Origin of the sequence: Paenibacillus lemnae, from assembly GCF_012933385.1 — a bacterium.
Classification (GTDB): domain Bacteria; phylum Bacillota; class Bacilli; order Paenibacillales; family Paenibacillaceae; genus Paenibacillus_AQ; species Paenibacillus_AQ lemnae.
Map to the genome: position 1 here is coordinate 1 of NZ_JABBPN010000024.1, position 15,678 is coordinate 15,678.

Genomic DNA, 15,678 nt, shown 5'->3' on the forward strand with positions numbered 1-15,678 from the left:
CAACCGCCCTAGGAAATGCCTCGGCTGGAAGTCTTCTCACCAATCGTTCATGGACGAGGTGTCGCGCTTAGCTTGACAATCTGTCAAATATAAAAATGTGTTTCATTCCTCTCCTGTGTGGTAAATATAAAACAAGCGGGAAACGGTTGAAGATATTGCCTGAAGCGGAAGTTAAATGGATCTGAATGTGTTGAATCTCGAAAGGATTTGATTCCGATGGAGCAGTTGACGATCTGACGGTTAGAATACCGAAAGGGTTTGATTCCAATGGAGCAAGTTGAGAACTGACAGTCTTTTTATTCCGAAAGGATTTGATTCCGATGGACCAGACAGCTTTGGAGTGACTAACGTTACTTCAGCAAAGGACAAAGGTGAAAATCTTAAGCAAATTGATTGCCCGGTAAAACTATAGGCGTTTCCCGCTCAAGGGTCCCCTGCAATTCGCAGGGGGCTCTTTTAAATTTTGTTTGTGATTCAAGCTCTGAAGAAACTATAATGTTACAGCCTGAGTGCCCGTTAGAGTTGGCCTAAAACACTCGTCATTCAAGATGCTCTATGAAGGTGACCTTCAGCGGAGGTGACAAGTGATTCGGTAGATGCGGCAGCGGTCGTAAGATCACCTGCCTCGCAGCCATCCAGAACGGTAACTGTTAACTTTAGTCAATATAGAATGGGGGTGCCTGAATTATGGCTTTAGAAATTGAAAGAAAATACTTGTTAGAAGCAGATCCACTTTTACTGCTGCAGGATGGCACGTTACGTTTAAACAAGAAGCAGCTTATCGAACAAACCTATTTGGCTCTGGATGGAGATCAAGAACTTCGTGTTCGTAAATTAAAGAATGTACAGACTGGGGTGCTTGAATATACTCATACATTTAAGAAGGGATGGGGACTCGCCAGAGAGGAGGTAGAATATTCAATATCCGAAGGGCTATATGAACAAATGATCGAGGCTCACCAAGCGGTTCCGCTTATTAAAACAAGAATTACTGCCGAGTGGGAGGGGCGCATTGTGGAAATTGATGATTACACCCAGCTCAACCTGCTTGTTCTGGAGATTGAATTTTCATCTCTGGAAGAGGCTGAACACTTTTGCCCTCCTTCCTGGTTTGGACAGGATATCAGTCAATCCAAGGAATACAGCAATAAAAAAGTATGGCGGGATCTTCAATCACATGGATCTTAAGAAAGGTGAGAGGGAATATGAAACTATTAGTTTCCGGGTTTGAACCCTTTGGCGGAAGTCTAATAAACCCGACCGAAGGATTAATCCGTGATCTTCAAAAGATGGCGTTTGCGAATGCGGAGATTCGCATCATACTGCTGCCGGTACATTTTGATGAATGCGCAGACCTGCTGTTGAGCGAGATTCGCACTTGGCAGCCGGATGCTGTCATTGCCTGTGGGGTCGCGGCTGGACGAACGGCCATTACTCCCGAACGTATCGCGGTTAATCTGAAAGATATTGCTGCAGATGCGCCTTACCCGGATAATCGGGGAGCAAGGCCGCAGGATGAACCCATAGATCCGGAAGGACCAGACGGGTTATTTACAAAGCTGCCGGTTCGCCGTATGGTACAGCAGATGAAAGAGGCAGGAATCCCGGCCGCCATATCTTACTCGGCAGGAACTTTTATTTGTAATAATACAATGTATGCTGTTTTGAACGATATCCGTCAGTACGATCGTAAGATCCTTGGGGGGTTTGTTCATTTTCCAGCTTCCACAGATATGGCGGCTGACAAGCCGGGCATGCCTTCACTCAGTCATGAAACGATGCTGAAGGGTTTGGAGATCATCATCCAGACTACCATTGATGAAATAGAGAACCAACAGAAGAAGGAGGACAAGGTCAGTAACTGATCTCGTCCTCCTCTTTTTTTATTTCAAACGTACGACCAAAGCATTGCTGATCTGTCGGCCGGGCGTGGTAACATAAGCTCCATTGTAGTAAAGACCGCTGGATGCTCCGCCATCCAGATTCATCGCCTGATAAGCTCCTGCCTGACGCATCATTTCAGCAAGCTGGGCAATGGTTGCTCCTCCGGTGGTCATCAGGATCAGTTTATGGTCCTTAGTAATACCTAAGGCACTGCGTGCACCGCCGCCGGTCCGGATCTTCGGATCCCTGAAGCCGGTAAAATCAAGCGAGACTTTACCATTCACAACCAGCAGTGGCCCTGCCTGAAGAGCGCCAAGAACGTCATGATTATTGTAATGGTTTTTAAATTCCAGGCCGGGGATCAGCTGAGACAGATAGTTTTGGTTAAACGAAAATACGGTCCGCCGGTCAGCTGGACTGTTCTTCAGCATTTGACCACCGCTGAAGATATAACCATAAGGCGCTTTAAAAGAACCAGCTGTATAAGCATCAAAAAAGGTTCCGTTGATCGCTGCGACTGCTTGGTTGCGTCGGGCCATGCTTCTAAGGTCTTCAACCCGGCCGATCTTGTTATGTGCAAGCACCACATCGAGCTCTGTCTTGGGATGCAGGAGCGAAATTGTGACCATATTGGCACTGAGGCTGCGAGAACCGACCTTAAAAGATTTTCGAGTGCTTGTCACAGGCTTGGAAGAAGAAGCGCCTGCCTTACCGGAGACGACCGGTAAAACTATAGATTTTTGATCCCGGCTTATACGAATACCCGAAATTTCCTTCTCCCATTCGATATCAAAATTCAAATATTGTACGGCAATTTTAAGCGGAATATAAACGGCGCCGCTGGAATCCCGAAAAGGCGCTGCATCCAGAGACTTCTTTTCTTGATTAACCGAGAAACTTTTCTGACCGAGTATCATAATGATGGTCCTGTTGTCATCTTGTAGTTGAATCTTTTTTTGAGAGGCTGTAAAACTAGCCTTTACTCCCGTATAGCTTTTCACCAGCCCTACAGGTATAAACGACTGATTGTTTTCATCAACAATAACGGTCATTTTAGGCACCGCTGCATCCGCCTCATTCATCGGAATGCTGATGATCAGCAGGGTGAAAGCTAATATCAAACTCCATGTCTTCATACTTTTCTTCAAACCCAATAATCTCCTTTACCTATTTAATTCACCACGTGTATGTACTTTTTTTATATCGGATCATCCAGCAGAATATTGAAGTCATCATGCATGTAAAACGTGTGGAATTTGTTACTTTTTTCCTAATTATGGAGCTGCGGGTAACATCCATCATACAAATGGCCGATAAACAAATAGATAGAAGAATATAAAGAAGTTCGGATGGATGTAAAGGAGAGAAAACATGATGATGACCAGAAAGACGGCCAGCTTGCTGCTGAGCATCCTGCTCATGGCAGCTGTACTATTTCCGGCAGCTGTACGGGCAGCAGACGGAGATCTGACCTCTATATCCCTAGACGCGAGGAAGCGGAAATTGAATTGACAGTAGCTGAAAGCACGAAGCAGCTGCGGGTATTGGCATCATATGAAGGCTTGTCCACCAAAAAGGATATTACGAATGAAGCCAGCTGGACGTCATCCAGCAGTAAGATCGTGAAAGTTGAAGGCGGGCTGCTGACACCTTTAGATAAAGGAACAGTAACCATTACCGCTAAGTACAAAACATCGCTGACGACGATTAAAGTTACTTCTAAATTTGCTGCCGATAAGCTTGAGATCAATCAGCCATCACAAGTGGAATACAAGCTGGGATCAGCGGATGTGCCAATAAAGGCGCTTGCGGACGGAACAGTGGATGTCACTTCAGATGCAGCATGGAGTACATCGGATAACACAGTCGTGACGGTAACGGAGGGCACATTGAAACTGGTCGGTAAAGGTACTGCTGTGATTAAGGCGGCGTACAAAGGCCTGGAGGCTTCCTTCAAAGTTAAAGTTGTGTCCCCTTATGAGAAGCTGAGTATATCACCGGGTGAGAATCTGGAAATGCTCGTAGGCGACGATCCCCAGCAGCTGCAAGTGTACGCACAAGCAGGGGTAGACAGTCAGCCAGTCGAAGTGACGAACCTTGCTGAATTCAAATCTTCCCATAATTCAGTGATTGAGATCAAAGACGGTAAGCTTGTGCCTGTAGGTCTGGGTAAAGCAGTCATCACAGCCTCTTATTTGGGAACGAGCACATCGGTTGATGTCTATGTTCGTAATCCTTATGAAGCGCTGATTCTGAGTGAGCCGTCTTTTATAAAGAATCCTGTCCTGTTTATAAAGGATGAAGTGAAGATTGAAACAAGCGTCCGTAATGTGGCGACAGAATCAATTCCTGTAACTGCAGAGTGGAGTTCCTCCAATCCGCTGGCGGTTACGGTGGATCAAGGCATTCTCAAGGCACGTGCTGCTGGAACTTCGACCATTAAGGTGTCATACCGGGGCATTAGCAAAGAATTTAAAGTGACTGTGTACCCGACCGTAGCTAAATTTCAGATCGAGAAAGATATCCTTGAACTGCTGCGCGGAGAATCCGTGTCCGTACCCGTAGTTAAGGGAGTGCTGCTGGATGATGAAACTCACGATTTTAGCAGCCAAGTTACATGGGCAACCGGGAATGAGGAAGTCGTTGTCATCGAGAATGGCAAAATCAAGGCAAAAGGGGAAGGCGAAACGATAGTTACCGGAACAATTGGCAGCAGAGAAGCTGCACAAATATCGGTAAAGGTGCAGGAAAGAGTCCTGCTGCTGCTTCCTTCAGTTGAGGAATATCAGCTGATTACGGGTACGTCCGTGGAGCTTCCTGCTGTGAATGCTGTTTTTGAAAATGGCGCTGAAGAGGATATAACCTCAGAAATAATATGGACAATTTCCGGTAAGGCAGCGGTTATTAAAGATAATACGATGAAAGGCCTGATCGCAGGCACGGCGGTGTTAGAAGGAATCTATCTGAATGAAAAGATTAAAATCAAGGCTTCGGTTGAACAAGAGATCGTCAAATTCGTAGTAGAACCTGAAACCATTGAATTGAATATCAAGAAATCAAAAGCAATAAAAGTCAAAGGATACTACGCTAACGGTAAGTACGTAACCTTATCCTCCAAAATGAACTGGAGCTCTTCCAATCCTGAAGTTGCAGTGATCTCAGGCAGCTCATCCGTGAAGGCTGTCTCGGAAGGGACAGCTGAAGTCACAGGTACTTATCAAGGGAAAGAGGTCAAGGTTCGTGTCAGCGTTGTTCCCAAGCTTACCGGATTAACGGCCAGTGAGAAAAAGCTGAATTTGCAGCCAGGTGACACAAAGACAGTAACCCTTACAGCTGCATATGATACAGGCACCACGGGCATTGTTACGGACAGCGCGTTGTGGACCAGCAGCAACCCGTCGGTTGCAAAAGTGAATGCAGGTAAAATCGAAGTGTCAGGTAAAGGAACTGCCAGGATTAAAGCCAAGCTGGATTCCAAGACTGTAACGATAACCGTAAGTGTAAAATAACAGACAAAGTCCCGATTATGGCGGTAAGCCGGAGCGGGACTTTTTCTAATGAGGGTATGTCTCATTCAATTTAAAAAAGGACTATGTCCGGGTGTGGCGAATATAGCAGAAGCGTGCAGTCCGTGGATGCCTAATGAGTTCACAATAAAGCAGAAGGAGCGAAACAAACATGAATATAGATTTGAATGGGAAATTAGCGCTCGTCACAGGCGGGGCAGGTCAGCTTGGCAGAGTGATGGTAAGATCCTTGGCCGAGTGCGGCGCAGATGTCATCATCCATTACCGCAGCAGTGCAGCTAAAGCAGAAGAACTGAGGAATGAAGTGAAGCAGACGGGGAACAAGGTTATGATTGTTCAAGCGGATATTGCCAGCCTGGAATCGGTCATGCAAATGAAGGAGCAGATTCAATCGCATTTTGGCAGACTCCCTGAGATTACGGTAGCTAATGCTGTAGAGCAGTATGAGTGGACATCGGTACTGGAACAGGATCCTAAAGATTATCAAAGCCAGTTCGAAACCTGTGTCATGCAGAGCGTGTACCTTGCCAAGGCATTTGTACCGGCAATGGTCGAGCGAAAGTATGGACGGTTTATTGGCATCAATACCGAATGCTCAATGCAAAACCATCCGGGACAGTCCGCTTATGTAGCTGGAAAAAGGGGTATGGACGGTGTGTACCGTGTTCTGGCCAAGGAAGTTGGCGAGCATGGAATCACAGTCAACCAGGTTGCACCCGGATGGACGGTAAGCGACCGGGACCGGGATCAGGGCTCCGAGCACAATGCTTCCTATGAAGCGAGTGTGCCTTTAGGACGCCGAGGAACGGATCAGGAAATTGCTAATATGGTAGCGTTTCTGGCTTCAGATCTTGCTTCCTTTACGACCGGTGCGTACATTCCAGTCTGCGGCGGTAATATCATGCCTGCTATTTAAGTGCCTTTTCTCATCTTCAAGGAAATGTGATAGAATATTCATATTCGCATTTTATTACGATTTCATTGGATGAGCCGGAGGTTGAGCATGGAGATTATTAATTTATCGGAAGTACAGCAAATGCTGAACAAGCTGCAGGAACAAGAGCTGTATATCCATCTGGAACTGACCACAGGTGCTTATGCGTCTCATGTGGACAGCTCAAGACATCCTGCGGCTAATTTTATAACAAATGCCAAGGTTTGCTATACCAGTGGAAAGATTTCTGGTGCAGGACCTTATCGGGTTGGTTTGAAAACCGAGCAGGGCTGGGTCTATGCGGAAGGGCTCACGCACTACGAGGAGAGCGATAAAGAACGCCTGATTATGGCGGGTCATGATACCCAAGGCAAATTGGTTGTAGCTCTGCAGCTCAGCCGGGAGCCTTTTTAAGAACAGGAGATGACAGATATGTTGAAAAAAAGGGCGCTGGTTGTGTTTCCGCATCCGGACGACGAAGCATTCGGTACGTCTGGGACACTGGCGAAAATGATTGATGAAGGCTGGGAGGTTACTTATGCCTGCCTGACACTCGGTGAGATGGGCCGCAATATGGGTGTTCCACCGTTCGCCAATCGCATTACTCTTCCTGAAATCCGTAAGCTTGAGCTGGAGGAATCCTGCCGGTCCATAGGAATACAGGATGTTAGAATGCTTGGATTCCATGATAAAATGGTGGAGTTTGAAGAGCCAGAGGTCATTGATGAAGTAATGCAGAAGCTGCTGGATGAACTGCAGCCTTCCCTTGTCATTACATTCTATCCGGGCTACAGTGTGCACCCTGATCATGATGCTACCGGGGCTTCTGTTGTCCGTACGATACAAAGGATGCCGGTGGACCAGCGTCCAGTGGTTCACTGCCTGGCCTTCTCGAACGGATGCCGGGAATGGATCGGGGAACCGGATGTATTTCAAGACGTCACTGAATATTTGGATCAGAAGTTGAAGTCTATAACCGCTCATCGATCGCAGTTTCAGATTCCGGAATTGATCGGGGACAAGAAGGCGTCGAAGGATAAGATCCGTCAAAGGTTTGGTACGGAAAGCTTTTGGACCTATTCGTTTGATTGAGAAAACGTGCGAGTCTCACATGGAGACTTGCACGTTTTTTTGATGTTATGTCATATCATATCATGCTATTCTTCATCTTCGACAATCACGGGGAGCAGGTAGTGCAGCGAAATACAGTACTTTCCGCTGATGCTGGTGTTCAATGGTACTCCTTCACGGCAGTGAATCTCAAGAGAAACTAATTCCGCCGCGGTTACAGATAAGGTGTTTCCTGTTTTAAGTGGTAAAACAATGACATCGTGTGCCGTCGTCAGCACCGCTTCGCAATGGCTCATATTTCGGCTTGAGGTATAAATGCTGACGGTACCTGTATTAATGGTACCAGTCGACCAGAGGTTTGGTTAATCTCCAGAGGGCTACTGATCGCTCCTGAGGAGTTATCAAAAAATTGCCGCAGAATTCATCGCGTAATGCTGAACTCAAATTTCTGCCCTCCCTTCACCGGAGAATGTATCTAAATATTTATGTTCAGGAAGTATCAAACATTCTTAGCTTACAAAATTTACACATATAGGTTAAAAATGAATATAATTTTGCTAAGGGGGTGAAATGATGGGATGCTGTTGTTGCCCAGATACTAACCCGCAAGGGGATATTGTAACAGATGAGTTTTGTGGGAATTTTGCAATACTTTGTGGTTCTACAAACGTTCACCAGAGATGCCCGTAACTTTGCATACCGGAACTGCAATTCGGTTCGCACCTTCCAATACGATGGCAATATAATCGGAAACGGACTCAAAGTCAACGTTCTGCAGATTGCCTGACGTATTATCAACCGTTCCCAATGTTATTCTGGTACCGGCGGGAATTTGTTCGAGAATATTCTGCATCGGGGTGACACAGCAGTCGCATAGACTTCCATCACCGCCAACATCCGGACAGCATCCGCCTCTACATCCGCAAGCCATTATATTCACCTCAATAACATGTTTTTGATGTAATGTATGCAAAGTAAATCACATGGATTGGACAAAGAGGTAATTTTGTGAGCTTCAACATATTCAATGTCATTTTACGTTATGAAAATTAACACAAAAATTGAAATTACATTAAAAAAGTTTTACGAATGAAATTTGATGTTATATTATATTACATTACATATAAAATATTGCTATGGAACAGGGGAGGTTCAGACAACCATGAAAAAGAAGCTGCTGCTTGTCGGTAACGGTATGGCTGGCGTGTATTGCATTGAACAGCTCATGAAGCTGAACGCTGACATGTATGAAATAACGATCATAGGCAGTGATCCTCATCCCCCTTATAATCGGATACGAATGACTTCTTCAAACCTCGGGAAGCTTTCAGAACAAGAAAAGGAATGGAATCCTTATTCGTCCTACACCTGGTATCAGGAGCATGAAATCACACTATATGCAGGACACCAGGTAGTTCATATTGATTATGCTGCCAAAAAGGTGCAGACAGACAAAGGGGAGCATTTCGTCTACGATATTCTGATTCTTGCAACAGGCTCGCTGCCGTTTATGCTGCCTATGCCTGGAGTAGATAAGGTTGGCGTGATCGGGTTTCGAGATATTCGAAATTTGAAAACGATGCTGGAAACCTCACCGATCTTCCGTAAAGCGGTGGTCATTGGCGGCGGCATGCTGGGTTTGGAAGCGGCAAAAGAACTGATGGATCTTAAGCTGGATGTTACTGTAGTCCATGAACATTCACACTTGATGAATCGGCAGCTCGATGCGGCCGCAGGTGATTTGCTGCAGAAAGACTTGGAGGAACAGGGCATTACTTTTCAACTGAACAAAAAATGTGTATCGATTACCGGACGCAGAAGGGCTGAAGGAGTCCGATTTCATGACGGAGAAGAGCTCCAGGCTGATCTCGTGGTGATGGCTGTAGGAATCAAGCCGAATGTCGGCTTTGTCCGTAATAGTCCCTTGGCCGTACACCGGGGAATATTAATCAATGATTATATGGAAACCAGTATGCCTGATGTTTATGCTCTTGGAGAATGTGCAGAGCATCGAGGTACGACTTATGGGATGGAAGCCCCGCTGTTCGAACAGGGGATGCTGCTCGCCAGACGGCTGGCTGGAGTCGATTCTATTCCTTATACTGGATCGGTCACCTCGGCCAGAATCAATATATACGGGGTGGATATGTTTTCAGCAGGCGTCATCTCGGAAGCTCCAGGTATACGTGTCGTACAGAGACTGGATGAGAAGAACAGAGTTTATAAAAAGGTGCTCATTCAAGGCAGGCGCGTAATCGGAGCCGTACTGTACAAAGATATTGCAGATTCAACCCGCTTGTATCAATTGATTCTTACCGGAGAAGATATCGGGACTTGGGAAGATGATATGTTCTTCCGGGAATGTTATAATAGAATGAATCTGATATAGAAAGCGGGAGCATCATGGGTCGTAAATGGAATAATATCAAGGAAAAGAAAGCTTCTAAAGATGCAAACACAAGTAGAGTTTACGCTAAATTCGGCGTTGAGATTTATGTAGCTGCGAAGAAAGGCGAGCCGGATCCCGAATCCAACCGGGCATTAAAGGTCGTTCTGGAGCGTGCGAAAACGTTTAATGTGCCGAAAGCGATTATCGACCGTGCACTGGATAAAGCAAAAGGCAGTGCAGAAGAAACGTACAGTGAGCTTCGGTACGAAGGGTTCGGACCTAACGGAGCTATGGTGATCGTCGATACATTGACTAATAATGTGAATCGTACCGCCCCCGATGTTCGCTCTGCCTTTAACAAAAATGGCGGCAATATGGGTGTGAGTGGTTCTGTAGCGTACATGTTTGATGCAGCAGCTGTATTCGGTGTAACTGGCAAGAGTCTGGACGAGGTATTCGAACTGCTGATGGAAGCTGACGTGGAAGTGCGCGACATTGTTGAAGAAGATGATGCAATCATTGTATATGCTGAGCCTGACCAATATCATGAAGTTCAGGAAGCGTTCAAGAATGTGGGGATTACAGACTTTACGGTCGCTGAACTGACCATGCTTCCACAGACGTATGTCAGTCTTCCTGAAGATTCCGTTGCTCAGTTCGAGAAGCTGATCGATGCGCTGGAAGACCTGGAAGATGTGCAGCAGGTGTATCACAACGTAGAGTTCGAAGAGTAGACCAATGTTGTCTTGCGATACCGGCAGCAATTCAGTATGATAGGGTAGACAAGTTAATGCTGTGGTGTGACTGGCGTAGCATGGGGAACCATGGTGGAGCACCGGAGCAGGAATCGGCCGTACGCCTGGGCAGAGGTAAGGAGTTTTTTTCTCCTTGCCTCTTTTTTATATCTCATCTATTTCATACAAAGTGAGGGAATGTGTATGCTGCATACTGCAAAAATGCTGCTATTGGGATCTGGAGAGCTGGGGAAAGAAGTTATTATCGAAGCACAGCGGCTTGGGATTGAAACCATTGCGGTCGATCGTTATGAAGATGCTCCTGCCATGCAGGTGGCTCACCGGCATTATGTGATCGATATGATGGATGCAGCAAAATTAAGGGAAGTCATTGAATCCGAAAAACCGGATCTGATTGTTCCGGAAATCGAAGCTTTGGCCACGGCGGAGCTTGAAAAGCTGGAATCGGAGGGTCATCGTGTCATCCCTACTGCTCGTGCTGCAAGGCTGACCATGGATCGGGAAGGCATTCGGCGCCTCGCATCCGAACAGCTGGGTCTGCCGACAGCGGGATACCGTTTTGCTGAAGATTATGAACAATTTAAAGCAGCTGTCCAGGAAACCGGATATCCTTGTGTCATTAAACCGCTGATGAGTTCATCTGGTAAGGGACAAAGTGTATGCCGAAGCAAAGATGATATTGCCGGATGCTGGGAAACAGCGATGGCTGGCGGCCGGGTGAAGAACGGCAGGGTAATTATCGAAGAGTTCATTTCTTTTCAATCAGAAATTACGCTGCTCACCGTTCGTTCGGTAAGCGGAACGAGTTTTTGTCCTCCAATCGGGCACATGCAGGAGAATGGAGACTATATCGAATCCTGGCAGCCGCATTACATGAGTGAAGCCCAGCTGGAAGAAGCCAAATTTATAGCCAAAACCATTACTGATGAGCTTGGCGGATACGGGTTGTTCGGCGTTGAGCTGTTCCTGGCGGAAGATCGTGTTTATTTCAGCGAGGTGTCCCCACGGCCGCATGATACCGGACTCGTTACCCTTGTGACACAGCAGTTGTCAGAGTTTGCTCTTCATGTCCGGGCTATTCTTGGATATCCGATACCGGAGATTGAACTTCTTTCACCGGGTGCAAGCCGTCCCCTTAAGGCCGTACAGGAGATGGACCACTACCGAATCACGGGAGCAGAGGAGGCCCTTTCTCTGCCGCGCACACAGCTGAGAATTTTCCGCAAGCCTGTTACGAAAACAGGAAGAAGAATGGCCGTTGCTTTATCCGCAGCTGAAACTGTAGAGCAAGCCAGAGCGACAGCCAGCAAGGCACTGCATGTGCTGAATGTGGAAATCGTCAACAGTCAAAATTCATAGGATGCAAATAAAGAAGCGGTTCTTGGCAGATCGTCTGCCAAGAACCGCTTCTTTGCATTCTTACTATATCAACACACCTGTGCTGATGATTTCGACATCTATCGTTGTATTGAACTGCAGTGTTCTGTATTCCTCATCCCAGTTTTTTGTCTGCCACAGCTTGTTGTGATAAGCAATTAAATGTCTGCCGACACCAAATAGATCACAGTTGGATTGTTTTAATGTGCTGATGATGGAATCGGCTTCTTCCGTGAGCATTTCCGAAAGTCTTTTTTGAATATCAGGCAGAATTTCAACTTTTAATTGCTGGTCACCTGTGAACTCTTCTATAACTGCATATGTCTTTAAATGGAGATCTACCGATACTTCTCCGTTACGATGAACATGAATTTTGAATTTTCGTTTCGGTTTCTTTTTAGCCAGGTTAAAACTGATATCTCCTTGGACTAGATATGGTTCAGTGATATGCAGTTTACGAGTCATCCGGGCATTATCTCCCATCTCTCCACTCATGAGAACGAGCAGGGTCGATTGGTTTGTATCCAAGGTCCCCGTAAAATACTCATCATCAAATAAAGCGACCCCCTTGGCAACCACTTCTTCATTTTCGATTCCTAAATAAGGCAGAACAAAGTCTTTGCCAGGATTTGTGGTAGCGAGAAAGACAGAATTGATCGTTTCGGGTGGATAAAAGATCCCCATTCGCTCGAGGCTTCGTATCTTTTGTTGAAGAAACTCTCCGATTTTGATCTCACCCACCAGTTTTTTAGAAATGATATCTGAAGCGAGCCCGTCTGCAACGACAAAACGGGGGTCTGCTGTCGGATTGGAAGGATCTCTGAAATTCACATCCAGAACGGTTTTTAAACCTTTTTTGGCCAGTTCTGTGCCGACCATTTGAACGCCAAACTTAATGAATCTCATATTTCCACGAATAATGTTTCTCATATTGGTGCTCGCATTTCGTGGAGTCAATCCTGTGCTGTGATGAATTTCGTTCTTGGGAGAGGATTGCTCACTCTCTGCCGGAACGATGATCTCAACCGTTTCAAGAATGTTCCCGTCTTCACTCAAGTCAAATGCTACGCTGTATGCGAGATTGATATCCTTCAAATACTCGTGATCCCAACAGCCCGATACGGTAAACAGCATGACCATGAGCATACCCAGTTGTGCAAATTTTAGTTTGTTCATGCTTACCGTCCTTCTTTCTTCTTTAAGCTGATGAGTGAAATCAACAACAAGACGAGTGGTATCAATGCGATAAATACATAGGCCATATACTCGGCTATCTTATCCAGTTTTTCCATGGCTGATGGAGTAACGGGCACGAATGCAATGGCAAAAGATATGGTGACGGATAACGCGGAAAAGAGGTGGTGATTGCTTTTTTTAAAGATATCACTGAAACCCAAGGCCGCGCTGTAAACATAACTGACTAGCGAACATATTGTTGTGATCGACCAGATGGGCACAAACACAATGTCAGCACGGTCGAATATGTAAAAATTCATAGATTTCATCAAGTAGATCACAGGTTCTGGCATCAGTTTAAGCTGATCATGGCTGAATGCCAGGAGACAGACTTCGACGACAAATAAATAAAAAAAGGTTGTAAAGCTGTTTGCTGCCGTCATGGACCATAGTATTTGTTTATTGTCAGCTTTGATAAAGGGATACACAACCAATAATATTTCGAATCCGTATATGGCGAGGGTCACATCTTTAGCCCCTGTAAATATTTTAAAGTATCCCTGTTCTAACAATGGCAGCATATTCTCGATGTGTGCTTCATTTAAACCATATCCGACGAACAGCACAAGCGGTATAAATAACAGACAGGCGAGCGTATCAAATCGAGCCAGTACGCTTAGTTTTTCTCTAGCTAAAAAATAAGCGAGATATGAAAAGAGGGCGAGCAGTACCCATTTTGGGGTAGAGACAAGCAGCCAACGATGAATGATATCCGTTGCACTGATCATGATATTGGCCCCAAGCAGAATGAAATGTGCCGCGTAACTTACAATAAGAATCCTGCCGAAAATCGGACCTGCCATGCCGAGCAGAATCTGATACAGATTTTTGCCGGGATATTTTTTTAACAGCAGCCACATCATTAGGATCAGCGCTTGGGTGATTAGCCCGGCAATGATGATGGAGATCCCTGAGCCCCCTCTAGCAATCTCATTCACTTTGTGCGGGATTTTTAACACACTGACACCGATTTGGGTCTGAATGACTAAGAAGAAGAGCTGTCTGGCTGTTATTGTTTTTTCCATCTTGGCCATGATGCGTCACCCTTTACTGCTGTAATTACCTCGTTTCGTTATTCACGCCTGGTATTGGATCTCTTTGTTTTTTGCCGGAGTGTCCACACAGGAAAACGCACAAAAGTATCTTTCCATCCTTTTAACGTTAGGGGTGCAAGTGGTTCAAAGTATGGTTTTCCGTACGATTCCAGCTTGCACAAATGCATGAACAGAATGGCAAGGCCGAATGATATGCCCAAAAAACCGAATAAGGAAGCCGCAATCATCAATGGAAAGCGCAGAAGACGCACAGCGGATCCCATTTCATATGATGGAATCAGAAAAGATGAGATGGCGGTTAGTGCTACGACGATAATCATCGGATAGGATACCAGTCCCGCCTTGACAATGGCATCTCCAATTACCAAACCGCCAACGATTCCTATCGTCTGACCAACCCTGCTCGGAAGGCGAAGGCCTGCTTCACGCAGGAGTTCGAAAATGAGTTCCAGCAGCAAAGCTTCTATTAATGGGGGAAATGGAACTCGGGTTAATGAGCCTTGTACCGTGAAAAATAGTTTAAGCGGCAGAATGCTGGAATGAAATGACACAGTAGCGATATATATAGCCGGCAGCTGAAATGCCAGAATAAAACTGAGCATTCTGGTAAGCCGTGTAAAGGATGCAACCATCCAGCGGTTATTATAGTCATCAGGTGTTTTGTAAAAAGCAAAAAAACTGACGGGCAGGATTAAAGCGGTCGGATCTCCGTCCAGCATAATGGCAACATGTCCATTCATGAGATAGGCGTTGGTGTGATCCGGGCGTTCTGTCATCAAATGCTGCGGAAAAAGAGAATATGGATTGTCCTCAATCATTTCCTGAACGAATCCGGTAAACATGATATGGTCCAGCGTAATGCGCTGAATTCGTGAAATGACCTTTCGAACAACCTCTTCTTCTGCCTGGTTATGCATGTAAATGACTGCGGCTTTTCGAGTTGTGGTCTTGCCAAGTTCATAATATCGAACGGTTAGTTCCGGCGAATTGACCTGCTTCCGGATGAGATGCAGATTGACACTCAGGCTCTCAATGAAGCCGTTATGTGTTCCGCGGATGATGCTCTCATTCTCAGGCTCAGTAATGCTCCGCTCGTAATGGGACGGAGTTTCAAGTAGATAGAACCGGCGTATACCGTCTTCAAAGTACAGCGTATACCCGTTTAACAAAGATTTGATGCCCTGCTGCAGGTCGATACTCTCCTTGGCCTGGATCGTTGTAAACAAGGTGCTTAGCTCGGTTGGATTACTCTGAGATAAAGGATCGAGTACGTGCTTCTCCAACTGACTGGCATCGGTGAGCGATTCGATATAGACCAGTACGCCAGCATTCCCATCACGGGTGATCTCACGGACGAGCAGATCGTCTGAATGCTGAAGAGCTTGCTGGAGAAAGGATACGTTCTGCTTGTTGGTATCAAACATTTCTTGACTGGATGCATTCACCTGTA

The 15,678-nt window shown here is 45.9% G+C and carries 16 protein-coding genes and 1 riboswitch; of the genes, 10 read left to right on the forward strand and 6 right to left on the reverse strand.

Translation table 11 applies throughout. The features are described from left to right. Nucleotides 1-687 precede the first annotated feature (687 nt). A complete protein-coding gene (locus tag HII30_RS18900) occupies nucleotides 688-1,188 on the forward strand; it encodes a CYTH domain-containing protein (RefSeq protein ID WP_169506608.1) in 501 nt (166 codons plus the stop codon). A 17-nt stretch (nucleotides 1,189-1,205) separates the two neighbouring features. Continuing rightward, entirely contained in the window at nucleotides 1,206-1,865 is a 660-nt protein-coding gene (pcp, locus tag HII30_RS18905; RefSeq protein ID WP_169506609.1) for a pyroglutamyl-peptidase I, read from the forward strand. Between the two features lie 18 nt (nucleotides 1,866-1,883). Here the strand turns inward: pcp and HII30_RS18910 are convergent, their stop codons facing one another. Next, nucleotides 1,884-3,020, reverse strand: coding sequence for a phosphodiester glycosidase family protein (locus HII30_RS18910; RefSeq protein ID WP_169506649.1), 1,137 nt, complete (start codon nucleotides 3,018-3,020; stop codon nucleotides 1,884-1,886). 235 nt (nucleotides 3,021-3,255) lie between these two features. Between HII30_RS18910 and HII30_RS21730 the strand changes: the two genes are divergently transcribed. From HII30_RS21730 to bshB2, 5 genes are all read left to right on the forward strand, one after another. After that, nucleotides 3,256-3,396: a hypothetical protein gene (locus HII30_RS21730; RefSeq protein ID WP_246246713.1), complete on the forward strand. Its 141-nt coding sequence runs from the start codon at nucleotides 3,256-3,258 to the stop codon at nucleotides 3,394-3,396. After that, entirely contained in the window at nucleotides 3,393-5,393 is a 2,001-nt protein-coding gene (locus tag HII30_RS18915) for an Ig-like domain-containing protein (RefSeq protein WP_246246714.1), read from the forward strand. The genes HII30_RS21730 and HII30_RS18915 overlap by 4 nt, the downstream gene beginning before the upstream one ends. Nucleotides 5,394-5,562: 169 nt before the next feature. Further along, nucleotides 5,563-6,327, forward strand: coding sequence for an SDR family NAD(P)-dependent oxidoreductase (locus HII30_RS18920; protein ID WP_169506610.1), 765 nt, complete (start codon nucleotides 5,563-5,565; stop codon nucleotides 6,325-6,327). A gap of 87 nt (nucleotides 6,328-6,414) precedes the next feature. Beyond that, nucleotides 6,415-6,759, forward strand: a complete 345-nt coding sequence (locus tag HII30_RS18925) for a YojF family protein (protein WP_169506611.1) — start codon at nucleotides 6,415-6,417, stop codon at nucleotides 6,757-6,759. Between the two features lie 21 nt (nucleotides 6,760-6,780). Then, nucleotides 6,781-7,437 (forward strand): bacillithiol biosynthesis deacetylase BshB2, encoded by a 657-nt coding sequence (bshB2, locus tag HII30_RS18930; protein WP_169506650.1) that lies wholly within the window; start codon nucleotides 6,781-6,783, stop codon nucleotides 7,435-7,437. A gap of 65 nt (nucleotides 7,438-7,502) precedes the next feature. Here bshB2 and HII30_RS18935 read toward each other — a convergent pair whose 3' ends face one another. Both HII30_RS18935 and HII30_RS18940 read right to left on the reverse strand, forming a co-directional pair. Further along, on the reverse strand, nucleotides 7,503-7,754 hold the full coding sequence (locus HII30_RS18935; protein ID WP_343045132.1) for an S-Ena type endospore appendage: 252 nt from the start codon (nucleotides 7,752-7,754) through the stop codon (nucleotides 7,503-7,505). Nucleotides 7,755-8,077: 323 nt separating this feature from the next. Then, nucleotides 8,078-8,269, reverse strand: coding sequence for a hypothetical protein (locus tag HII30_RS18940; protein WP_169506613.1), 192 nt, complete (start codon nucleotides 8,267-8,269; stop codon nucleotides 8,078-8,080). Between the two features lie 309 nt (nucleotides 8,270-8,578). On the opposite strand from HII30_RS18940, the gene HII30_RS18945 reads away from it, so the two are divergent. From HII30_RS18945 to purT, 3 genes are all read left to right on the forward strand, one after another. Then, the gene (locus tag HII30_RS18945; protein WP_169506614.1) at nucleotides 8,579-9,805 is read left to right on the forward strand and encodes an NAD(P)/FAD-dependent oxidoreductase; all 1,227 of its coding nucleotides are present in this window, start codon (nucleotides 8,579-8,581) and stop codon (nucleotides 9,803-9,805) included. A 14-nt stretch (nucleotides 9,806-9,819) separates the two neighbouring features. Beyond that, nucleotides 9,820-10,539: a YebC/PmpR family DNA-binding transcriptional regulator gene (locus HII30_RS18950; protein WP_169506615.1), complete on the forward strand. Its 720-nt coding sequence runs from the start codon at nucleotides 9,820-9,822 to the stop codon at nucleotides 10,537-10,539. Nucleotides 10,540-10,595: 56 nt separating this feature from the next. Continuing rightward, nucleotides 10,596-10,677: riboswitch (ZMP/ZTP riboswitch) on the forward strand. Nucleotides 10,678-10,743: 66 nt separating this feature from the next. After that, nucleotides 10,744-11,919, forward strand: coding sequence for a formate-dependent phosphoribosylglycinamide formyltransferase (purT, locus tag HII30_RS18955; RefSeq protein ID WP_169506616.1), 1,176 nt, complete (start codon nucleotides 10,744-10,746; stop codon nucleotides 11,917-11,919). A 63-nt stretch (nucleotides 11,920-11,982) separates the two neighbouring features. Here purT and HII30_RS18960 read toward each other — a convergent pair whose 3' ends face one another. The 3 genes from HII30_RS18960 to HII30_RS18970 are packed head-to-tail and all read right to left on the reverse strand — an operon-like array spanning nucleotide 11,983 to nucleotide 15,652. Further along, complete coding sequence (locus HII30_RS18960; protein WP_169506617.1) at nucleotides 11,983-13,113, reverse strand: Ger(x)C family spore germination protein; 1,131 nt, start codon at nucleotides 13,111-13,113, stop codon at nucleotides 11,983-11,985. 2 nt (nucleotides 13,114-13,115) lie between these two features. Further along, nucleotides 13,116-14,207: a GerAB/ArcD/ProY family transporter gene (locus tag HII30_RS18965; protein WP_169506618.1), complete on the reverse strand. Its 1,092-nt coding sequence runs from the start codon at nucleotides 14,205-14,207 to the stop codon at nucleotides 13,116-13,118. Nucleotides 14,208-14,245: 38 nt separating this feature from the next. Then, nucleotides 14,246-15,652, reverse strand: a complete 1,407-nt coding sequence (locus HII30_RS18970) for a spore germination protein (protein ID WP_169506651.1) — start codon at nucleotides 15,650-15,652, stop codon at nucleotides 14,246-14,248. Between the last annotated feature and the right edge of the window lie 26 nt (nucleotides 15,653-15,678).

What these genes read in the sequence shown, in the direction of transcription:
- HII30_RS18900 (WP_169506608.1), top strand. Translation starts at nt 688, where the DNA reads ATGGCTTTAGAAATTGAAAGAAAATACTTGTTAGAAGCAGATCCACTT.
- pcp (WP_169506609.1), top strand. Translation starts at nt 1,206, where the DNA reads ATGAAACTATTAGTTTCCGGGTTTGAACCCTTTGGCGGAAGTCTAATA.
- HII30_RS18910 (WP_169506649.1), bottom strand. Translation starts at nt 3,020, where the DNA reads ATGAAGACATGGAGTTTGATATTAGCTTTCACCCTGCTGATCATCAGC.
- HII30_RS21730 (WP_246246713.1), top strand. Translation starts at nt 3,256, where the DNA reads ATGATGATGACCAGAAAGACGGCCAGCTTGCTGCTGAGCATCCTGCTC.
- HII30_RS18920 (WP_169506610.1), top strand. Translation starts at nt 5,563, where the DNA reads ATGAATATAGATTTGAATGGGAAATTAGCGCTCGTCACAGGCGGGGCA.
- HII30_RS18925 (WP_169506611.1), top strand. Translation starts at nt 6,415, where the DNA reads ATGGAGATTATTAATTTATCGGAAGTACAGCAAATGCTGAACAAGCTG.
- HII30_RS18940 (WP_169506613.1), bottom strand. Translation starts at nt 8,269, where the DNA reads ATGCAGAATATTCTCGAACAAATTCCCGCCGGTACCAGAATAACATTG.
- HII30_RS18945 (WP_169506614.1), top strand. Translation starts at nt 8,579, where the DNA reads ATGAAAAAGAAGCTGCTGCTTGTCGGTAACGGTATGGCTGGCGTGTAT.
- HII30_RS18950 (WP_169506615.1), top strand. Translation starts at nt 9,820, where the DNA reads ATGGGTCGTAAATGGAATAATATCAAGGAAAAGAAAGCTTCTAAAGAT.
- purT (WP_169506616.1), top strand. Translation starts at nt 10,744, where the DNA reads ATGCTGCATACTGCAAAAATGCTGCTATTGGGATCTGGAGAGCTGGGG.
- HII30_RS18960 (WP_169506617.1), bottom strand. Translation starts at nt 13,113, where the DNA reads ATGAACAAACTAAAATTTGCACAACTGGGTATGCTCATGGTCATGCTG.
- HII30_RS18965 (WP_169506618.1), bottom strand. Translation starts at nt 14,207, where the DNA reads ATGGCCAAGATGGAAAAAACAATAACAGCCAGACAGCTCTTCTTCTTA.
- HII30_RS18970 (WP_169506651.1), bottom strand. Translation starts at nt 15,652, where the DNA reads ATGTTTGATACCAACAAGCAGAACGTATCCTTTCTCCAGCAAGCTCTT.